This window comes from Bradyrhizobium iriomotense (genome assembly GCF_030160715.1).
Taxonomy (GTDB): Bacteria; Pseudomonadota; Alphaproteobacteria; order Rhizobiales; family Xanthobacteraceae; genus Bradyrhizobium; species Bradyrhizobium iriomotense.
On the sequence record NZ_BSOW01000060.1, the window covers coordinates 1 to 16,153 of the forward strand.

A 16,153-nucleotide genomic window follows, 5' to 3' on the forward strand; every position below is an offset into this window, starting at 1 on the left:
ACCTGCGCGGTGAATCCTATGGCCTCCTCATCGACACGATCGGCGAGGTGCTGCGCCTGCCCGAGGACGGCAAGGAGGAAAACCCCGTCAACCTCGACCCCCGCATGGCCAAGCTCGCCGGCGGCGTTCACCGCCTCGACGGCCAGCTCATGGTCGTCCTCGACGTCGATCGTGTCCTCGAGCTCGAAACCAAAGTGCAAATGGCTGCGTGAGCCCAACAACATCGAAGCCGGAGAACCAAAATGAAGACATGTTTGGTCGTCGATGATTCCAGCGTCGTGCGCAAGATCGCGCGCCGCATCCTGGAAGGCCTGGAATTCGAAGTCACCGAAGCCGAGGACGGCTCCAAGGCGCTGGAGATCTGCAAGCGCGGGCTGCCCGACGCCGTGCTGCTCGACTGGAACATGCCGGTCATGGACGGCTTCGAATTCATGGGCCACATGCGCCGCCTGCCCGGCGGCGACCAGCCCAAGGTGGTGTTCTGCACCACCGAGAACAACGTCGCCCACATCGCCCAGGCGCTCAGCGGCGGCGCCAACGAATACATCATGAAGCCGTTCGACAAGGACATCATCGCCGACAAGTTCGCTGAAGTTGGCTTGATCCCCGTTGGACAAGCCTTTGCCTGAGTATCTCTGGCCTGAGTGTTCCCGATAATTCTGCGAGAGGCTGCCCTGTGACCCCGCCCGAGTATGAGTATCTGCGGAAGTTCCTGAGAGACCATTCCGGTCTCGACCTGTCTGCCGACAAGCAATATCTGATCGAGAGCCGGCTGTTGCCGCTCGCGCGCAAGGTCGGACTCTCCGGCATCGGCGAGCTCGTCCAGAAGCTGCAAGCTGGATCGGGCGCGCTGATCACCAGCGTGGTCGAAGCCATGACCACCAACGAGACCTTCTTCTTCCGCGACAAGGTCCCGTTCGATCATTTCCGCGAAACGATCATGCCGGAGGTGCTGAAGGCGCGTGCGGCGCGCCGCAGCGTGCGCATCTGGTGCGCCGCCGGCTCGACCGGTCAGGAACCCTATTCGCTGGCGATGAGCCTGAAGGAGATGGGCGCTGCGCTCACCGGCTGGCGGGTCGAGATCATCGCCACCGACCTGTCGCAGGAGGTTTTGGAGAAATCCAAGGCCGGCATCTACAGCCAGTTCGAGGTGCAGCGCGGCCTGCCGATTCAGCTGCTGGTCAAATATTTCAAGCAGACCGGCGAGACCTGGCAGATCAATCCCGAGCTGCGCGCCATGATCCAGCATCGGCAGCTCAATCTGCTGCATGACTTCTCCCAGCTCGGCACCTTCGACGTGATCTTCTGCCGCAACGTGCTGATCTATTTCGACCAGGAGACCAAGATCAACATCTTCAACCGCCTCGCTCGACAGGTCGAGGGCGATGGCTTCCTGGTGCTCGGGGCGGCGGAAACCGTGGTCGGGCTGACCGACACCTTCCGCCCGATTCCGGAGCGGCGCGGCCTCTACAAGCCCAATGACGCACGCAGCGCCGTCGCAACAAAGCCCGCGATCGCGGCGGCGCCTCCGAGGAGCGCTGCAATGGCGGGGCTGCGCGCATGAGCGAGGATGGCAAGGGTGCGGAACGCGTGACGTTCAGTCGCGGCTATGATGTCTGCATCATGGCGATCGACGGGACCTGGCGTCGCGATTGCAAGCTCAACGCGATTTCCGACACCGATGCCATCCTGACGGTCGAAGGCTCGATCCAGGGCCTGAATCTCAAGGAATTCTTTCTCCTGTTGTCCTCGACAGGCCTTGCCTATCGCCGTTGCGAGCTGGTGCGCGTCAACGGCGCGGAAATGGACATCCAGTTCCTGCGCGGGAAGAACAAGAAGAAGCGCGCCGCCGCGGGCCATGACGCGACGGTCTGATCGCAGCCGTGGGCTCGCGCTCGCTTCCTTAACGCGTTGGGTCGGATTTGCTCAAAACATCCGATTGAATTCGCGGCCTCCGTTTTACGTGGCCTAAGCGCCTGCCAGATATGAATTGCCGGTCGCAATCGCAGGATCCGGTAATGCCAAGAAGCTCCTTCTCCTCCCTCCCGTCAAACCCGACTGATGCCGGCGAACGGCGCCCGCTGCAGCTTCTGGTCGTCGATGACGACGCCACGCAGCGCAGCCTGATCACGGTCGCAGCCAAGCAGGCCGGACATGAGGTGACCGTGGCGTCCTCGGTTTCGGAGGCGATCAGCCAGCTTCGCGCCGGGCGCTTCGACTGTGTGACGCTCGATCTCGTGCTTGAGGACGGCGACGGCATCGAGGTGCTGCGCGTGATGTCGGAAGCGAAATTCGCCGGCTCCGTGATCGTCATCAGCGGCATGGATGGCCGGCGTCGCAGCGCCGCCCGCCACTTTGCCCGCTCCGTGGGCATCGAACTCCAGAGCTTGCCGAAGCCGCTCGATCTCGCGGCGCTGCGTATCAGCCTCGCCAATCTCGGCAAGACCGCGATGGGTCTGCCGGCGATGCATACCTGGGGCGGCGTCGCCACCGATGCGATCGTGGAGCGCCACCGCGCGTAAGACGCACAGGTGCGCGCGGCCTCAGCCGATCAAGCGCCCGGTTTCAGCCAATTTGCCGGAACCCGGGAGTGATTCCAGCGCAAGGTCGAGGCCAACCCTGCATGCGCCAAGCGCCGCGCTCGCCGTGGCGTAGCGGGGCGTGACGTCATCCAGCACGAAGACGTCGGTGGAACCCGACGGATCGCAGGTGTCTTCCAGCGTGATTGCGGCCTCGATCAGGCGTATACTGGTGTCGATCTGCGCGATCAGAGAGCGAAGATCGGCAGCGATCAACTGACGGCTGTCGGAAATGGTCGCTGCGACAACCGGGTCGGTGCCAGCAAGATTTTGCATGGATATTCTCCGTCCCCCAGTCATTAGGTACTACGCCGCTACTTGTGCGTTAACTTCATGTCCCGTACAAATGCGGGTGTGGGCCGAATCCGCGCCGAACGCCAAAACGCTTGGCGCGGACGCAAGTCTTCTCATGTCGGATGGACGTCACATGGCCGAAAAAACCTCACGTGGCGAGATCTTCGTGGTCGACGACGACCCTGCCGTTCGCGACACCCTGTCGATGGTGTTGAAGGCGGCGGGTTATGAGGTGATCTGTTTTGCCGACGGCGCCGCGCTGCTCGCGGTCGCGCGGAACCGCACGCCTGCCGCGATCCTGCTCGACGTCCACATTCCCGGCAAGTCGGGCCTCGACATCTTGAAGGAATTGCACGGCGAGGATTATCCCGCGCCGATCTTCATGATCTCCGGGCAGGGCGATATCTCGATGGCGGTCAGCGCCATCAAGAACGGCGCGCTCGACTTCATCGAGAAACCGTTCCGCGGTAGCGAGATCGTTAACCGGCTCGACGAGGCGATCGGGGCCTATGCACGTCGGCAGGCGGAGAGTGCCTCGCCCAAGTTCGGCCAGCTTCATTTCCCCGGACGCGAGCCCCTGACCCGGCGTGAGCGCGAAGTGCTGGAGCAGTTTGCCGCGGGGGCCTCCAACAAGGAAGCCGGCCGCACGCTCGGGATCAGCCCGCGCACCATCGAGGACCATCGCGCCAACATCATGAAGAAGCTCGGCGCCCGGAATGCCGCTGACCTGATCCGCATCGTGATGACGGCCGCCCAGCGCGCGTCGTAAACGAAACTCTTCTCTCGTGCCCCGGACGCAGCGCGTCACCGAAAGCGAGTTTACGCGCGTCTTTGACGCGCTATGGTGATGCGCTGCCGAGTCGGGGCCTATCTCCAAAATTCAGAGCAAGGAGCCGTGGGTCCCGGCTCTGCACAGCATCGCACCGGACGATGCTTCGCATCGCCGGGGAGCGCTGCAGTGCGTCCGGGACACGAAAGTACGGAAGATCGCCTTCAGCCGTCGAGCGCCTTGCGCAGCATCCACGCGAGGTCCGACTTGCGATAGGGTTTTGCCAGGAGGAGAACGCCGGAGTCCAATCGTCCGTGATGGATGATCGCGTTCTCGGTATAGCCTGATGTGTAGACGACCTTGAGATCTGGCCTGGTCTTCAGGATCTCGTCGGCAAGCTGACGCCCGTTCATCTTGCCGGGCATGATCACGTCGGTGAACAGGAGATCGAACGGCTTTCCGGCCATGACGATCGCCAGCGCGTCGGCCGCATTGGCCGCCTGCAACGTCGCGTAGCCCAGCGAATGCAGCTGCGCCAGCACATAGTCGCGCACCAGGCGGTCGTCCTCGACCACCAAAATCGTCTCGTCCCCGCCCTCGATCGCAGCCGGCGTCACGCCCTCGCCGCTCGCACTCGCCGTCGTGCCGGGCGGCAGGTACATCTTGATCGTGGTGCCGTGTCCTTCCTCGCTGTAGATCCTGATATGGCCGGCGGACTGCTTGACGAAGCCATAGACCATGGAGAGGCCGAGCCCGGTGCCCTTGCCGGGTCCCTTCGAGGTGAAGAAGGGATCGAACACGCGGTCCAGGAGCTTTGCCGGAATTCCGGCGCCGGTGTCGCTGACCGCGATCAGCACGTAGTGGCCGGGGCGAATGTCGTTGATGTTGGCGTAGACCTCGTCGAGATAGGCTGCTCCCGTCTCCAGGATCAGCTTGCCGCCGCCCGACATGGCGTCGCGGGCGTTCAGCGCCAGGTTGAGAAGGGCGGTGGTGAGCTGGTTGGGATCGACGATCGCCACGCAGCTTTCCGCCTCGAACACGGATTCGATCTGGATCTGCTCGCCCAGCGTCGGGCGCAACAGCTTGGCCGTGTCGACGATCAACGAATTGACGTCGATCTCGCGCGGCTGCAGCGGCTGCTTGCGCGCAAAGGCCAGCAGGTGCTGGGTGAGCTCGGCGCCGCGGGCCGCAGCCTCGTCGATCATTTTGGTGATGGCGGCAAGCTGCGGCTCCTTCTCGACCGCCTCCGCCAGGATCTCGATGGTTCCGGTGATGACGGTGAGGATGTTGTTGAAGTCATGCGCCACGCCGCCGGTGAGCTGGCCGACCGCCTCCATCTTCTCGGCGTGGCGGATGCGCTCGTCGGCCGCGATCTTGTCGGTGAGGTCGCGGTAGAAGACGTTGAACAGCACCCCTTCGCGGCGGTTCAGCGCAGTGACGCTCAGTTCGGCCTTGAATTCCTTGCCGTCGCTGCGCCGGACCATCATCTCGCGCCGGCGCGCGAGCAGCCTGCCGTCTCCCGAGCTCACGAAGCGTTGCAGGCCGGCGCTGATGGTTTCGCGTTCGCCCTCGGCGACGACCAGGTCGATGTTGTTCCTGCCGAGCGCCTCGTCGCGGCTCCAGCCGAACAGCCTTTCGGCCTGCGAGTTCCACGCCAGGATCGTGCCGTTCTCGTCGGTCTGGACAAAGGCGTCGAGCGATGTCTCGATGATGTTGCGGGCGAGCTGCTCGCTTTCCCGCAACGATTCCTGTGCAAGCCGGGCTTCGGTCATGTCGCGGCCGACGAAGTAGAAGCGCTTCATCTCGGCAGACCACGTCCCGAGCCAGGAGAGCCAGACCTCGCGCCCATCCTTGTGGAGGCAGCGGGTGTCGGCGAGCTTCGGCCGCTCGCCGCGCCGCAAGGCCCGCATCCCCTCGCGCGATTGCTCGAGATGATCGGGGTGGATGAAGTCGGCACCGCTGCGGCCGATCATCTCCTCCGGCCGATAGCCGAGGATGGTTTCCGAGCTCGGGCTGATCTGGGCGACATAGCCCCTCGCATCCATGATCATGATCAGGTCCTGCGAGGCGTCGAAGATCAGCCGGCGCTCCTCGCGCTGCTGTTGCAGCGCGCGCTCGGTGCGCCGCGCTTCGGTTATGTTGCGAGCCGACCCTGAGACTCCGATGACCTCTCCATTGGGACCTCTGATCGGCGACAGGCTGAGCGAGATCTCCACTGCGCTGCCGTCCTTGCGCACCCGCACCGTCTCGAAGCGTTCGATCGGCTCTCCGCGCGCGATCCGTCGCAAATAATCCTGGCCCTGCTCGCGGCGGTCCGGCGGGACAATGATCGAGGTGGGCTTGCCGATCGCCTCGTCCGCCGAATAGCCATAGAGGCGCTCTGCCGCCGGATTCCAGCCCGTGATGATGGCATCGAGCGTCTGCATGACGATGGCATCGTCGGAGGATTCGACCGCGGCACTGAAGAGCTGCTCGCGTTCGGCATGGTGGCTTCTCGCGGCCTCGGTGCGGCGATGCTCGAGAACCTCGCGTTCCAGAGCCGCGGTTTTCGCTTTCACCTCTGCCACCATACGGGCAAAGGCCAGAGCCAGCGCGCCGGTTTCGCCCGGCGCATCGATTGGGATGGCGATCTCGCCGTCGCTGTCGATGTTTTCGACCGCGCGGGTCAGTTGCACGATCGGCCGTGTCAGCGTTCTGGCGAGCAGGATCGCCAGCATCGCCGCGCCGAGCACAGCGATCAGACCCACCGACAGCGACGTGTTCTTGATCGCCGCGGCAAAACGGGCAAATGTCGAGTTGGGGGCAATCTCGATGATGCCGAGCCATTCCTTGCCTGCAAGCAGCGCCGGCGCGAGGGTTGCGCCGCCAAACCGGCCTTTCATATCCCTGATGACCTGAGCAGAGCTCTTGGTTGACCCGGTCAGTCCCGCAAAATAGGGAAAATCATTGACCCAATTGTTGGGCTCGCCGCGCGAGAGGCCGAACTCTCGGCTGCGGTCGGGGTGCACGATATAGTCGCCGCGCGCATTCACGACATAGAGCTGCTCCCCCGAGCGCACCAGCGAGCGCAGACGCTCCAGCGCCGGACGCATGTCGATGTTCACGAGGATGATTCCGAACGGCTTGCCGTCCGGCGCAAACAGCGGAGAGGCCACGCGCAGGGTCGGGGCATGGGGAATGGTCGTGCCGCCCCGATCGCTCGCCGGTTCAAGTGGCGACACGTAGAGCTCGCCAGGAGGAAGCCGGATGGTTTCCTGGAAGTAAGTGCGCTCGCCCTTGAGCTGCAGTTCGTCGTTGGGAGCAATCCGTGCCGATCCGTTCGGCCCGGTTCGATCCACCCGGATCAGCTCCGGCTCGCCATCCCCCACGCCGATGATGCGAAACTGCGCGTAAGCGGGCTTGGCGTTGATCTCGGCGGCAAGACGAGCCGCGAGACGGTCGCGCCATATCTGCTCGGGGACACCGTCCTGCGCGTCGATTCCTCCGTTGAGATGCGCGCGGAGTAGGCCGTTGAGACCGGCGGACGCGCGGAAGGTGGCGATATCGCCCCGCGCACCGGCGACGTAGCCTTCGAGATCGGACGCAACCAGCCGCGAATGGGTTTCGAGGCGGTCGATGATCCGCGGCAGGACGGCCTGTTCGACGCTCCAATAGCTCAGCAGGCCCGCGGCAGCCACGGCAATCGCAACCAGCAGAATCATGGCAATGGCGAGCCGCGTCGCCAGCGTCATGTAGCGCTTCTCGCTGTTTCGGACACGGTTCTGCTTGTCCCGACGGGCAGCAGAACGGATGCCGCCATCATCTGCCGCCGGTGCTGACATCAGGAGTCCTCGGCTTGCATGCCTGCAGGCAATCGCCGACGGCCGCGAGCAGCGCCTCGGGGCGGAACGGCTTGGGCAAGCTCGCCACTGCGCCGAGCCTGGTCGCCATCTTCAGGAAGTCCGGCTCGGCATAAGCGTCCGGCGCAGCCGAGCGGCCGGAAATCACGATGATCGGCACCGCCGGCGCTTGCGCCCGGATGTGTCGCATCGTCTCCAGTCCGTCCATTCCGGGCATGAAAATATCCAGGAACAACAGGTCGAACCGACCGGACTCGAACAGTGCAAGGCCACTATGGCCGTCGCCGGCGACCGTCACGCGATGGCCAGCCCTCTCCAGCAGCAGCCGGATCGTCATCTGTACGGCCGGATCGTCATCCACGATCAGGATGTTGGCCAAGTTCCAATCCCCCGGGCCCGGTCCAGGTCGACCACGGCGGTCGAAGCATCTGAGGAAATTGTTGCGCGGATTTCGTGCAACCTGCAAGCACTTCGCGACAATGGGAGTGCACCTTGTGGTGCGACCCGGACGCGGGCCGCCTATATGCATGATTGCATGCAAATAATAATACAGTTTGCGGCTGCACTACGTCTAATCGCTGAGATACTCCGGATGGCGCGCCCGGATCCTGTCGAGCTCGCTGAGCGTGCCTGACAAATGCGTACGGAGATGCTGCTGCGCGGCGTCGGGGTCGCCGGCTTCGATCGCGCGGGTGATGAGCTTGTGGTGCCGCACGATGTTCTGGGCCTTGCCGGGCGAGGGCAGGTGCAGCCGCCGCAAACGGTCGATATGTCCGCTGCGGCTGCGCACCAGTGTCCAGAGCTCCTGCTTGCCGGCGGCGGCGTAGAGCTGGGCGTGGAAATCGTTGTCGCCGGCGATGAAGCCCTCGAAATCTCCGGCCTTGGCGAATTGCTGCTGGAGCGCGATCGCGTGGTCGAGGCGGATGATCAGGGATTCGTCATGGCTGCCTGCGAGCAGCCGCACGATTTCGAGCTCGAGCGCCTGGCGCAGGAAATGCGCCTGCTGGGCGCGGCCGACGTCGACCCGGCTGACCACCGTCGCATGCTGCGGAAACACGTCGACGAGGCCTTCCTCCTCCAGCCGCATCAAGGCGTCGCGGATCGGCGTCGAGCTGACGCCGAATTGCGCAGCGAGGTCGGCGCGCGACAGCGGCGAGCCCGGCGGCAGCTCGAGGGACAGGATCGCGTTACGCAGCCGCTCGAACACCTGCGGCGCGGCCTGCCGGGCGCGGTCGAGCCGGGCGCCGCGGCGGGAGGCCGCGCGGGGCGCGGTATGGGTCACTTCCATCGCTTGTCGTTCCGGCATGCTTGCCTTTGATGCACTAATGCATTAGTGCATCAGTAACGCCGCTCGTCAATGCCGGCTCGGAGGGAGCGAACAACAATGATCAAGCAGTTCCAGCGCGGCCTCGCCGCCGTCGCCCTGATCGCCGCCATGTTCGCGGCCCTGGCCGTGACGGCGGTCCCCGCGAGAGCGCAGCAGAAGTCCGAGATCGCGCTGTCGCGGCAGCCTGGCATCTTCTACATGCCGAGCCACATTATGGAGAAGCTCAAGCTGATCGAGAAGCACGCAGCTTCGCTCGTCGTATCGGGCGTCACCACCAAGTGGATCACCTTCTCCGGCGGCGGCGCGCAGACCGACGCACTGCTCGCGGGCGGCGTCGACATCCTCAACACCGGAACCGGCAATCTCTTGCTGCTGTGGGATCGCACCCGCGGCGGCGTCAAGGGCATCGTCGCGACCTCGGCGCAGCCGATGACGCTGATCAGCCGCGACCCCAACATCAAGTCGATCAAGGATTTCGGCCCGACCGACAAGATCGCGGTGCCGACGGTGAAGGTCTCGACCCAGGCGATCGTGTTGCAGATCGCAGCCGCAGAGGCCTTCGGTGCCGATCAGTGGTCGAAGCTCGATGCCAACACGGTGCAGCTCGGCCATCCCGATGCCTATGCCGCACTCGCCAATCCCAAGCACGAGGTGCACAACCATTTCTCGATTCCGCCGTTCAGCTTCCTGGAGCTGAAGAACGTGCCGGGCGCGCATGTCGTGCTGAACTCGCCCGACGTGATGGGCGGACCGCTGAGCCAGGCGCAGTTCTTCACCACGACCAAATTCGCCGACGGCAATCCAAAGATCATCCAGGCCGTGCGCGATGCGACCAAGGAGGCGCAGGACCTGATCCGCAGCGACACCAGGCAGGCGGTCGAGATCTACAAGGAGATCACGGGCGACAAGACCTCGGTCGAGGAGCTGCTGGATCTGCTCAAGCAGCCCGGCATGATGGAGTGGAACCTCGAGCCGCAGGGCACGATGAAATTCGCCGCGCACCTGTTCAGAACCGGCACGCTGAAGACGCAGCCCAAGGCGTGGACGGACTATTATCTTCCCGTCGCGCACGATTTGAAGGGCAACTGATGGCGCTGCTCGATGTCAGCGGGGTGACGCTGCGCTACAAGACCTCGAGCGCCGTCGTCACCGCCACCGAAAAGGTCTCCTTCACTGTCGACAAGTCAGATCGCTTCGTACTGCTCGGACCGTCCGGTTGCGGCAAGTCGACGCTGCTCAAGGCGGTCGGCGGCTACATGATTCCGAGCGAAGGCCGGATGGCGATCCAGGGACGCGACATCGTCGGTCCCGGCGCCGACCGCATGATGATCTTCCAGGAGTTCGATCAGCTCCTGCCCTGGAAGACCGTGCTCGCCAACGTCATGTTTCCGCTCCTCACCGCGCGAAAACTGCCGCGCAAGGAGGCCGAGGTGCGTGCGCGGGCCTATATCGAGAAGGTAGGCCTCACCCGCGTGGTCGATGCCTATCCGCACACGCTCTCGGGCGGCATGAAGCAGCGCGTCGCCATCGCCCGCGGCATGGCGATGGAGCCGGACATTCTGCTGATGGACGAGCCGTTCGCGGCGCTCGATGCGCTGACGCGGCGAACCTGCCAGGACGAATTGCTCCAGCTCTGGAGCGAGACGAAGTTCACCGTGCTGTTCGTCACCCATTCGATCGCCGAAGCAATCCGCATCGGCAACCGCATCCTGCTGCTGTCGCCGCATCCCGGGCGCGTCAAGGCCGAGGTCGTCGACGTCGACAAGGTCTCCAACGAAGACGGCAGCGCGGGCCGCCTGGAGAAGGAGATCCACGATCTCCTGTTCGCCGGCGAAGCCGTGGCGCATTGAGGGAGACTCTGATGGCCGAAGCGAGAATTTTGCTGCGTGGCGCGCCGGTCGCCGCCAGTGGCGCAGGCGAGGTCGAGCGCAAGCTGAGCGTGCCCGAGTTGCTATGGAATGACGGTTTCGTTCGTAAGACCGTCATCATCCTGTTCCTGGCGGCGGTCTGGGAAGCCTACGGCCTCTATCTCGACAATCCCCTGCTGTTTCCGACGCTGCACGACACGATAGTCACGCTGTTCGATCGCACCAGGGACGGCACTATTCCGCTGCGGGCTTGGGCCTCGCTGAAGGTGCTGTTCATGGGCTATTCGGCCGGCATCGTGCTCGCCGCGATCTTTACGGTCCTCGCCATCTCCACCCGGATCGGCACCGACTTCCTCGAGACGGTCACCGCGATGTTCAATCCATTGCCGGCAATCGCGCTGTTGCCGCTGGCGCTGATCTGGTTCGGGCTCGGTAGTGGCAGCCTCGTCTTCGTGCTGATCCATTCGGTGCTGTGGCCGGTCGCGCTCAACACCCATTCCGGCTTCAAGAGCGTTTCCAACACGCTACGCATGGTCGGCCGCAATTACGGCCTGCGCGGATTGCCTTATGTGGCAAGGATCCTGATCCCGGCCGCCTTCGGCTCGATCCTCACGGGACTGAAAATCGGCTGGGCCTTCGCCTGGCGCACGCTGATTGCCGCCGAGCTGGTGTTTGGCGTGTCCTCGGGACAGGGCGGGCTCGGCTGGTTCATCTTCGAGAACCGCAACCTGCTCGACATTCCCGCGGTCTTCGCGGGGCTGTTGACTGTCATTATCATCGGGCTCTTTGTCGAGAACCTGATCTTCCGCGCCATCGAGCGGAATACCGTCCAGAAATGGGGTACCCAATCATGACCAAGAAAAAGACGCCCGACCAGCTCCGCAGCGCGCGCTGGTTCGCGCCCGACGATCTGCGCTCGTTCGGCCACCGCTCCCGCACCATGCAGATGGGCTACGCGCCGGAGGAGTGGAAGGACCGGCCGATCATCGCGATCCTCAACACCTGGTCGGACGCGCAGCCCTGCCACATGCACTTCAAGTCGCGCGTCGACGACGTCAAGCGCGGCATCCTGATGGCCGGCGGCCTGCCGATCGAATTGCCGGCGCTGTCGCTGTCGGAATCGTTGCTCAAGCCCACCACCATGCTCTATCGCAACCTGCTGGCGATGGACGCGGAGGAGCTGCTGCGCAGCCATCCCGTCGACGGCGTCGTGCTGATGGGCGGCTGCGACAAGACCACGCCGGCGCTGCTGTTGGGTGCCACCTCGATGAACATCCCCGCGATCTACCTGCCGGCAGGCCCGATGCTGCGCGGCAACTGGAAGGGCAAGACGCTGGGCTCGGGCTCCGACGGCTGGAAGTACTGGGACGAGCGGCGTGCCGGAAAAATCTCCGACAAGGACTGGGTTGACATCGAAGCCGGCATCGCCCGCAGCTACGGCACCTGCATGACCATGGGCACGGCCTCGACCATGACGGCGATCGCGGAAGCGATCGGCATGACGCTGCCCGGCGCCTCCTCGATTCCCGCAGCCGACGCCAACCATATCCGCATGGCCAGCGAATGCGGCCGCCGCATCGTCGAGATGGTGTGGGAGGATTTGACGCCGAAGACGATCCAGACTCGAAAGGCCTTCGAGAACGCGATTGCGGTCGCGATGGCGATGGGCTGCTCGACCAATGCGATCATCCATCTGATCGCGCAGGCGCGCCGCGCCGGCCAGGACATCGGCCTCGACGATTTCGAGATCGCGAGCCGCAAGGTGCCTGTGATCGCCAACGTTCGTCCGAGCGGCGATGCCTATCTCATGGAAGACTTCTTCTATGCCGGCGGCCTGCCGGCGCTGATGAGCCAGATCAGGCCGCATCTGCATCTTGATTGCATCACGGTGACCGGCAAGACGCTGGGCGAGAATATCGATGGTGCCGAGGTCCATAATGACGACGTGATCCGCTCGGTCGACAATCCCATCTACAAGGAGGGCGCGCTTGCCGTGCTCAAGGGCAATCTCGCGCCCGACGGCTGCGTGATCAAGCCGAGCGCCTGCGCACCGCGCTTCCTCAGGCATACCGGGCCGGCGCTGGTGTTTGACGACTATCCGTCGATGAAGAAGGCGGTCGACGATCCCAATCTCGACGTCACCGAGGACCACATCCTCATCCTGCGCAATGCGGGGCCGCAGGGCGGGCCGGGCATGCCGGAATGGGGCATGCTGCCGATCCCGACGAAACTCGTGAAGCAGGGCGTGCGCGACATGGTGCGCATCTCGGATGCACGCATGAGCGGTACCAGCTACGGCGCGTGCATCTTGCACGTCGCGCCGGAGTCCTATGTCGGCGGCCCGCTCGCGCTGGTGAGGAACGGCGACCGCATCACGCTCGACGTCGCCGCGCGCACCATCAATCTGGACGTGCCGGAGGCCGAGCTTGCCAAACGCCGCGCTGAATGGAAGCAGCCGGAGCGCCGCTTCGAGCGCGGCTATGGCTGGATGTTCTCAAAGCACATCATGCAGGCCAATGACGGCTGCGACTTCGATTTCCTGGAGACCGGCTTCGGCTCGCCGATCGGCGAGCCGTCGATTTACTAGTGACCCTGTCATTCCAGGGCATCGCGAAGCGATGAGCCAGGAATCCATCGCGCCGCAGTACGTGCCGCTCAATGGATTCCGGGCTCGCTCTACGCGCGCCCCGGAATGACGATAAGAGAGAGTACGCCATGACCAAACTCAGCGACGCCACCCGCAACAAGCTCAAGTCCGTCTCCACCGCCACCGTCGCCACCGCGCTGTTCAAGCGCGGCCTGCGCATCCAGATGATCCAGGATGTGCACCCCCTTGGCCCCGACCAGCCGACCATGGTCGGCGAGGCCTTCACGCTGCGCTACATGCCGGCGCGCGAGGATCTCAACACCATCGAGGTGTTTCGCGATCGCTCGCATCCGCAGCGCAAGGCGGTCGAGGATTGTCCGGCAGGTAGCGTGCTGGTGATGGACAGCCGCAAGGACGCGCGCGCCGCATCCGCCGGCGCGATCCTGGTGACACGGTTGATGAAGCGCGGCGTCGCCGGCGTCGTCACCGACGGCGGCTTTCGTGATTCTGCCGAGATCGCAAAGCTCGGCTTCCCCGCCTTCCATCACCGCCCGAGCGCGCCGACCAATCTGACGCTGCACCAGGCGATCGAGATCAACGTCCCGATCGGCTGCGGCGACGCACCGGTATTTCCGGGCGACGTCATCCTCGGTGACAGTGATGGCGTGATCGTCATCCCGGCGCATCTCGCCGACGAGATCGCCAACGAGACCTTCGAGATGACCGCGTTCGAGGACTTCGTCACCGAGGAAGTCGGCAAGGGCCGCGGCATCTTCGGGCTATATCCGGCCACCGATCCGCAGACGCTCACCGACTTCGCGGCCTGGCGCAAGGCGAACGGCCGCTAGAGCATTCTCTACGTGGAGTTTCACGGCGCGGTGTAAGCGAGCCTGCTTGTTGCAGCCGCCTTTCGATCTCTCCGCACGGAGAGATCGAATTGTCGTCGCGCCCGGTAGCATGCGCTGAGACGGCGGCGATCCCCGTAGAAGCACGGAGGCGGGCGTCGTCGGGCGATCCTATTGCTGCGGGATCTACGAATACGCCGCAACACTTTGTTAAAGTTAATGCTGCAATTCTGGGCACGATTTCGATCGTTGAAAATGCGCACCCAAAGCCTCACCCAGGTGCGATTGCCCCGAGATTTTGTGAATGTTAGGCCGCTTTCTCCGCGTTGCGATTTGCACAGGAGTAGGCATCGGCTCTCCCGTTGGTCTGACAATAGCGCGTGCGCAGATCACCGCACCGAGTCAACTCACGCCACAGGATCTGCGCCCGCCCACTCCCGCTGACGCGCAGTCGATCAATCTGCCCGGGACATCGCCGGCGACCGCGCCCACGGGCGACAGCAATCTCACGGTGCGGATTCGAGACGTGCGACTGGAGGGGGCGTTTGTCGAGCGCGCCTCGGCCGACGATGTGCTGATCGCAAGTTTGCGGGGACGCCGCGTCAGTGTCGCGCAGATCTATGCAACCGCGTCCACGTTGGAGCGGGCTTATGCCGAGGCCGGTTATCCGCTGGTGCGTGTTGCTGTTCCTCCGCAGCGGCTCGTTGATGGCGGATCACTGCGCCTCGTGGTGGTCGACGGGTTCATCGAGACGGTCGAAGTCGAAGGCGTACCAGCGAGGGTGCGCTCTATCGTTGCCGCCCGTGCAACGAGGTTGGTGGGGCAGCGTCATCTCGAGCTGGCTCAGCTCGAGCGCATTCTGCTCGTCGCGGGCGGCGTTCCCGGTCTGAAGCTCCGGAGCACGCTGATGCGGGGGAATCGCGAGGGCGGTGCCCGGCTGATCCTCGAGGGCGAGCATCGGCTCGTCACCGGCTCCGCAGGTGCCGACGATCGTCTCCCCGGTTCGCTCGGGACCTGGCAATTGCGCGGCGCGGTGGCGTTGAACGGCGCATTTGGCGCCGGCGAGCAGATCTACGGGACGGTCGGGCTCGGGGCCAATCTCAGGGCGGCGACCGAGCGTGCCGCGCCGCTTGCGGTCTATGGCGGCGGCCTCGTCGTTCCCATCGGAATCGATGGCCTCACGATCAATCCCGAATATACCCATTCGACCACACGTACGGCTCAGGCACCGGGCGTCGTGGCCTCGTACGGCACATTTGAGCGCTTTGCCCTGAGGCTGCGCGAGCCGATCGTCCTCACGCACAAATCGTCGCTCCACGCCAACGTCTCGCTGGAGGTGATCGATCAGCAGATTGCCGCTCCGGACTTTGGCGTGACTCTCAGTCACGATCACTACGGCGTGTTTCGCGCCGGCGCGGATTTCTCGACGACCTTGCCGTGGGGCAGCACCATTCAGCTTGGTGGCCTGTGGTCGGGAGGTCTCGGCGGCCGAAGCGTCACTGACGCAGCGGCGTCGGGAGTCCCGCTCTCGCGGCTCGGCGCCGGCCCGGACTTCGCCAAGCTTGCCGGCGATCTGCGCATCTCGCAAGCTTTGCCGGCCGGCCTGCGCTGGGATGTGATCTGCATCGGGCAGACAACCTTCGGCAAGCCGATCTTTCGCTCCGAGCAGATCTCGCTCGATGGAAGCGATCTCATATCGGCATTTGCTTCCGGAACGTTCACCGCCGACCAGGGTGCGACCTTGCGAAGCGAGCTGGCGCGTCCGTTCGGGATCAACGCCTTCAACACGACGGTCTCGCCCTATGTCTTCGGGGCGATCGGCCGCGGTTGGCTCGCCAACACGACCATTGTCGAACGGCCGGCGTTCAATGCCGGTGCAGCCGGTTTGGGGCTGCGCGGCAATCTCGATGCCGGCATTTCGACCGCAAGTCTTGCGCTCGAGGCCGCGCGTGGCTTCACGGATCTTCCCGGAACGAGGCAGGGCTGGCGCGCCAACGTCATCGCTGCGATGGCCTATTGATGGGCTCCCGTGCAACCAAAGGCTC

The 16,153-nt window shown here is 64.3% G+C and carries 16 protein-coding genes; 12 read left to right on the forward strand and 4 right to left on the reverse strand.

Annotated elements, in window-relative coordinates; genetic code table 11:
- The 5 genes from QQL28_RS43540 to QQL28_RS43560 all read left to right on the forward strand — a co-directional run.
- The coding region (locus QQL28_RS43540) for a chemotaxis protein CheW (protein WP_284275822.1) at nt 1–212 on the forward strand (212 nt) is incomplete at its 5' end.
- A 30-nt stretch (nt 213–242) separates the two neighbouring features.
- Nucleotides 243–629 (forward strand): response regulator, encoded by a 387-nt coding sequence (locus QQL28_RS43545; protein ID WP_284275824.1) that lies wholly within the window; start codon nt 243–245, stop codon nt 627–629.
- A 47-nt stretch (nt 630–676) separates the two neighbouring features.
- Nucleotides 677–1,564, forward strand: coding sequence for a CheR family methyltransferase (locus tag QQL28_RS43550; RefSeq protein WP_284275826.1), 888 nt, complete (start codon nt 677–679; stop codon nt 1,562–1,564).
- Nucleotides 1,561–1,875, forward strand: coding sequence for a PilZ domain-containing protein (locus tag QQL28_RS43555; RefSeq protein ID WP_212402411.1), 315 nt, complete (start codon nt 1,561–1,563; stop codon nt 1,873–1,875). The genes QQL28_RS43550 and QQL28_RS43555 overlap by 4 nt, the downstream gene beginning before the upstream one ends.
- Before the next feature lie 143 nt (nt 1,876–2,018).
- Nucleotides 2,019–2,522: a response regulator gene (locus QQL28_RS43560; protein ID WP_284275830.1), complete on the forward strand. Its 504-nt coding sequence runs from the start codon at nt 2,019–2,021 to the stop codon at nt 2,520–2,522.
- Between the two features lie 21 nt (nt 2,523–2,543).
- Here QQL28_RS43560 and QQL28_RS43565 read toward each other — a convergent pair whose 3' ends face one another.
- Nucleotides 2,544–2,855, reverse strand: a complete 312-nt coding sequence (locus tag QQL28_RS43565) for a hypothetical protein (RefSeq protein WP_284275832.1) — start codon at nt 2,853–2,855, stop codon at nt 2,544–2,546.
- A 151-nt stretch (nt 2,856–3,006) separates the two neighbouring features.
- On the opposite strand from QQL28_RS43565, the gene QQL28_RS43570 reads away from it, so the two are divergent.
- Nucleotides 3,007–3,642, forward strand: a complete 636-nt coding sequence (locus tag QQL28_RS43570) for a response regulator transcription factor (RefSeq protein WP_027526392.1) — start codon at nt 3,007–3,009, stop codon at nt 3,640–3,642.
- Between the two features lie 224 nt (nt 3,643–3,866).
- Here QQL28_RS43570 and QQL28_RS43575 read toward each other — a convergent pair whose 3' ends face one another.
- The 3 genes from QQL28_RS43575 to QQL28_RS43585 form a co-directional block, all read right to left on the reverse strand.
- The gene (locus QQL28_RS43575; RefSeq protein ID WP_284275835.1) at nt 3,867–7,463 is read right to left on the reverse strand and encodes a PAS domain S-box protein; all 3,597 of its coding nucleotides are present in this window, start codon (nt 7,461–7,463) and stop codon (nt 3,867–3,869) included.
- Nucleotides 7,441–7,860 (reverse strand): response regulator, encoded by a 420-nt coding sequence (locus tag QQL28_RS43580; protein ID WP_284275837.1) that lies wholly within the window; start codon nt 7,858–7,860, stop codon nt 7,441–7,443. Before QQL28_RS43580 ends, QQL28_RS43575 begins: the two co-directional genes overlap by 23 nt.
- 192 nt (nt 7,861–8,052) lie before the next feature.
- The gene (locus tag QQL28_RS43585) at nt 8,053–8,769 is read right to left on the reverse strand and encodes a GntR family transcriptional regulator (RefSeq protein WP_284275860.1); all 717 of its coding nucleotides are present in this window, start codon (nt 8,767–8,769) and stop codon (nt 8,053–8,055) included.
- A gap of 96 nt (nt 8,770–8,865) precedes the next feature.
- Here QQL28_RS43585 and QQL28_RS43590 point away from each other — a divergent pair, with 96 nt between their 5' ends.
- The 6 genes from QQL28_RS43590 (at nt 8,866) to QQL28_RS43615 (ending at nt 16,128) form a co-directional block, all read left to right on the forward strand.
- Complete coding sequence (locus tag QQL28_RS43590) at nt 8,866–9,897, forward strand: ABC transporter substrate-binding protein (protein WP_284275840.1); 1,032 nt, start codon at nt 8,866–8,868, stop codon at nt 9,895–9,897.
- Nucleotides 9,897–10,658: an ABC transporter ATP-binding protein gene (locus tag QQL28_RS43595; protein WP_284275842.1), complete on the forward strand. Its 762-nt coding sequence runs from the start codon at nt 9,897–9,899 to the stop codon at nt 10,656–10,658. The genes QQL28_RS43590 and QQL28_RS43595 overlap by 1 nt, the downstream gene beginning before the upstream one ends.
- Before the next feature lie 11 nt (nt 10,659–10,669).
- Nucleotides 10,670–11,530 (forward strand): ABC transporter permease, encoded by an 861-nt coding sequence (locus QQL28_RS43600; protein WP_284275844.1) that lies wholly within the window; start codon nt 10,670–10,672, stop codon nt 11,528–11,530.
- Nucleotides 11,527–13,263 (forward strand): L-arabinonate dehydratase, encoded by a 1,737-nt coding sequence (gene araD, locus QQL28_RS43605; RefSeq protein WP_284275846.1) that lies wholly within the window; start codon nt 11,527–11,529, stop codon nt 13,261–13,263. The genes QQL28_RS43600 and araD overlap by 4 nt, the downstream gene beginning before the upstream one ends.
- Nucleotides 13,264–13,391: 128 nt before the next feature.
- Nucleotides 13,392–14,111: a ribonuclease activity regulator RraA gene (locus QQL28_RS43610; RefSeq protein ID WP_284275848.1), complete on the forward strand. Its 720-nt coding sequence runs from the start codon at nt 13,392–13,394 to the stop codon at nt 14,109–14,111.
- A gap of 523 nt (nt 14,112–14,634) precedes the next feature.
- Nucleotides 14,635–16,128: a ShlB/FhaC/HecB family hemolysin secretion/activation protein gene (locus tag QQL28_RS43615; RefSeq protein WP_284275850.1), complete on the forward strand. Its 1,494-nt coding sequence runs from the start codon at nt 14,635–14,637 to the stop codon at nt 16,126–16,128.
- Nucleotides 16,129–16,153 lie beyond the last annotated feature (25 nt).

Excerpts from the sequence above, each read along its gene's own strand:
- QQL28_RS43560 (WP_284275830.1), top strand. The coding sequence starts at position 2,019 with ATGCCAAGAAGCTCCTTCTCCTCCCTCCCGTCAAACCCGACTGATGCC.
- QQL28_RS43565 (WP_284275832.1), bottom strand. The coding sequence starts at position 2,855 with ATGCAAAATCTTGCTGGCACCGACCCGGTTGTCGCAGCGACCATTTCC.
- QQL28_RS43595 (WP_284275842.1), top strand. The coding sequence starts at position 9,897 with ATGGCGCTGCTCGATGTCAGCGGGGTGACGCTGCGCTACAAGACCTCG.
- QQL28_RS43575 (WP_284275835.1), bottom strand. The coding sequence starts at position 7,463 with ATGTCAGCACCGGCGGCAGATGATGGCGGCATCCGTTCTGCTGCCCGT.
- QQL28_RS43600 (WP_284275844.1), top strand. The coding sequence starts at position 10,670 with ATGGCCGAAGCGAGAATTTTGCTGCGTGGCGCGCCGGTCGCCGCCAGT.
- araD (WP_284275846.1), top strand. The coding sequence starts at position 11,527 with ATGACCAAGAAAAAGACGCCCGACCAGCTCCGCAGCGCGCGCTGGTTC.
- QQL28_RS43610 (WP_284275848.1), top strand. The coding sequence starts at position 13,392 with ATGACCAAACTCAGCGACGCCACCCGCAACAAGCTCAAGTCCGTCTCC.
- QQL28_RS43585 (WP_284275860.1), bottom strand. The coding sequence starts at position 8,769 with ATGGAAGTGACCCATACCGCGCCCCGCGCGGCCTCCCGCCGCGGCGCC.
- QQL28_RS43570 (WP_027526392.1), top strand. The coding sequence starts at position 3,007 with ATGGCCGAAAAAACCTCACGTGGCGAGATCTTCGTGGTCGACGACGAC.
- QQL28_RS43555 (WP_212402411.1), top strand. The coding sequence starts at position 1,561 with ATGAGCGAGGATGGCAAGGGTGCGGAACGCGTGACGTTCAGTCGCGGC.
- QQL28_RS43545 (WP_284275824.1), top strand. The coding sequence starts at position 243 with ATGAAGACATGTTTGGTCGTCGATGATTCCAGCGTCGTGCGCAAGATC.
- QQL28_RS43590 (WP_284275840.1), top strand. The coding sequence starts at position 8,866 with ATGATCAAGCAGTTCCAGCGCGGCCTCGCCGCCGTCGCCCTGATCGCC.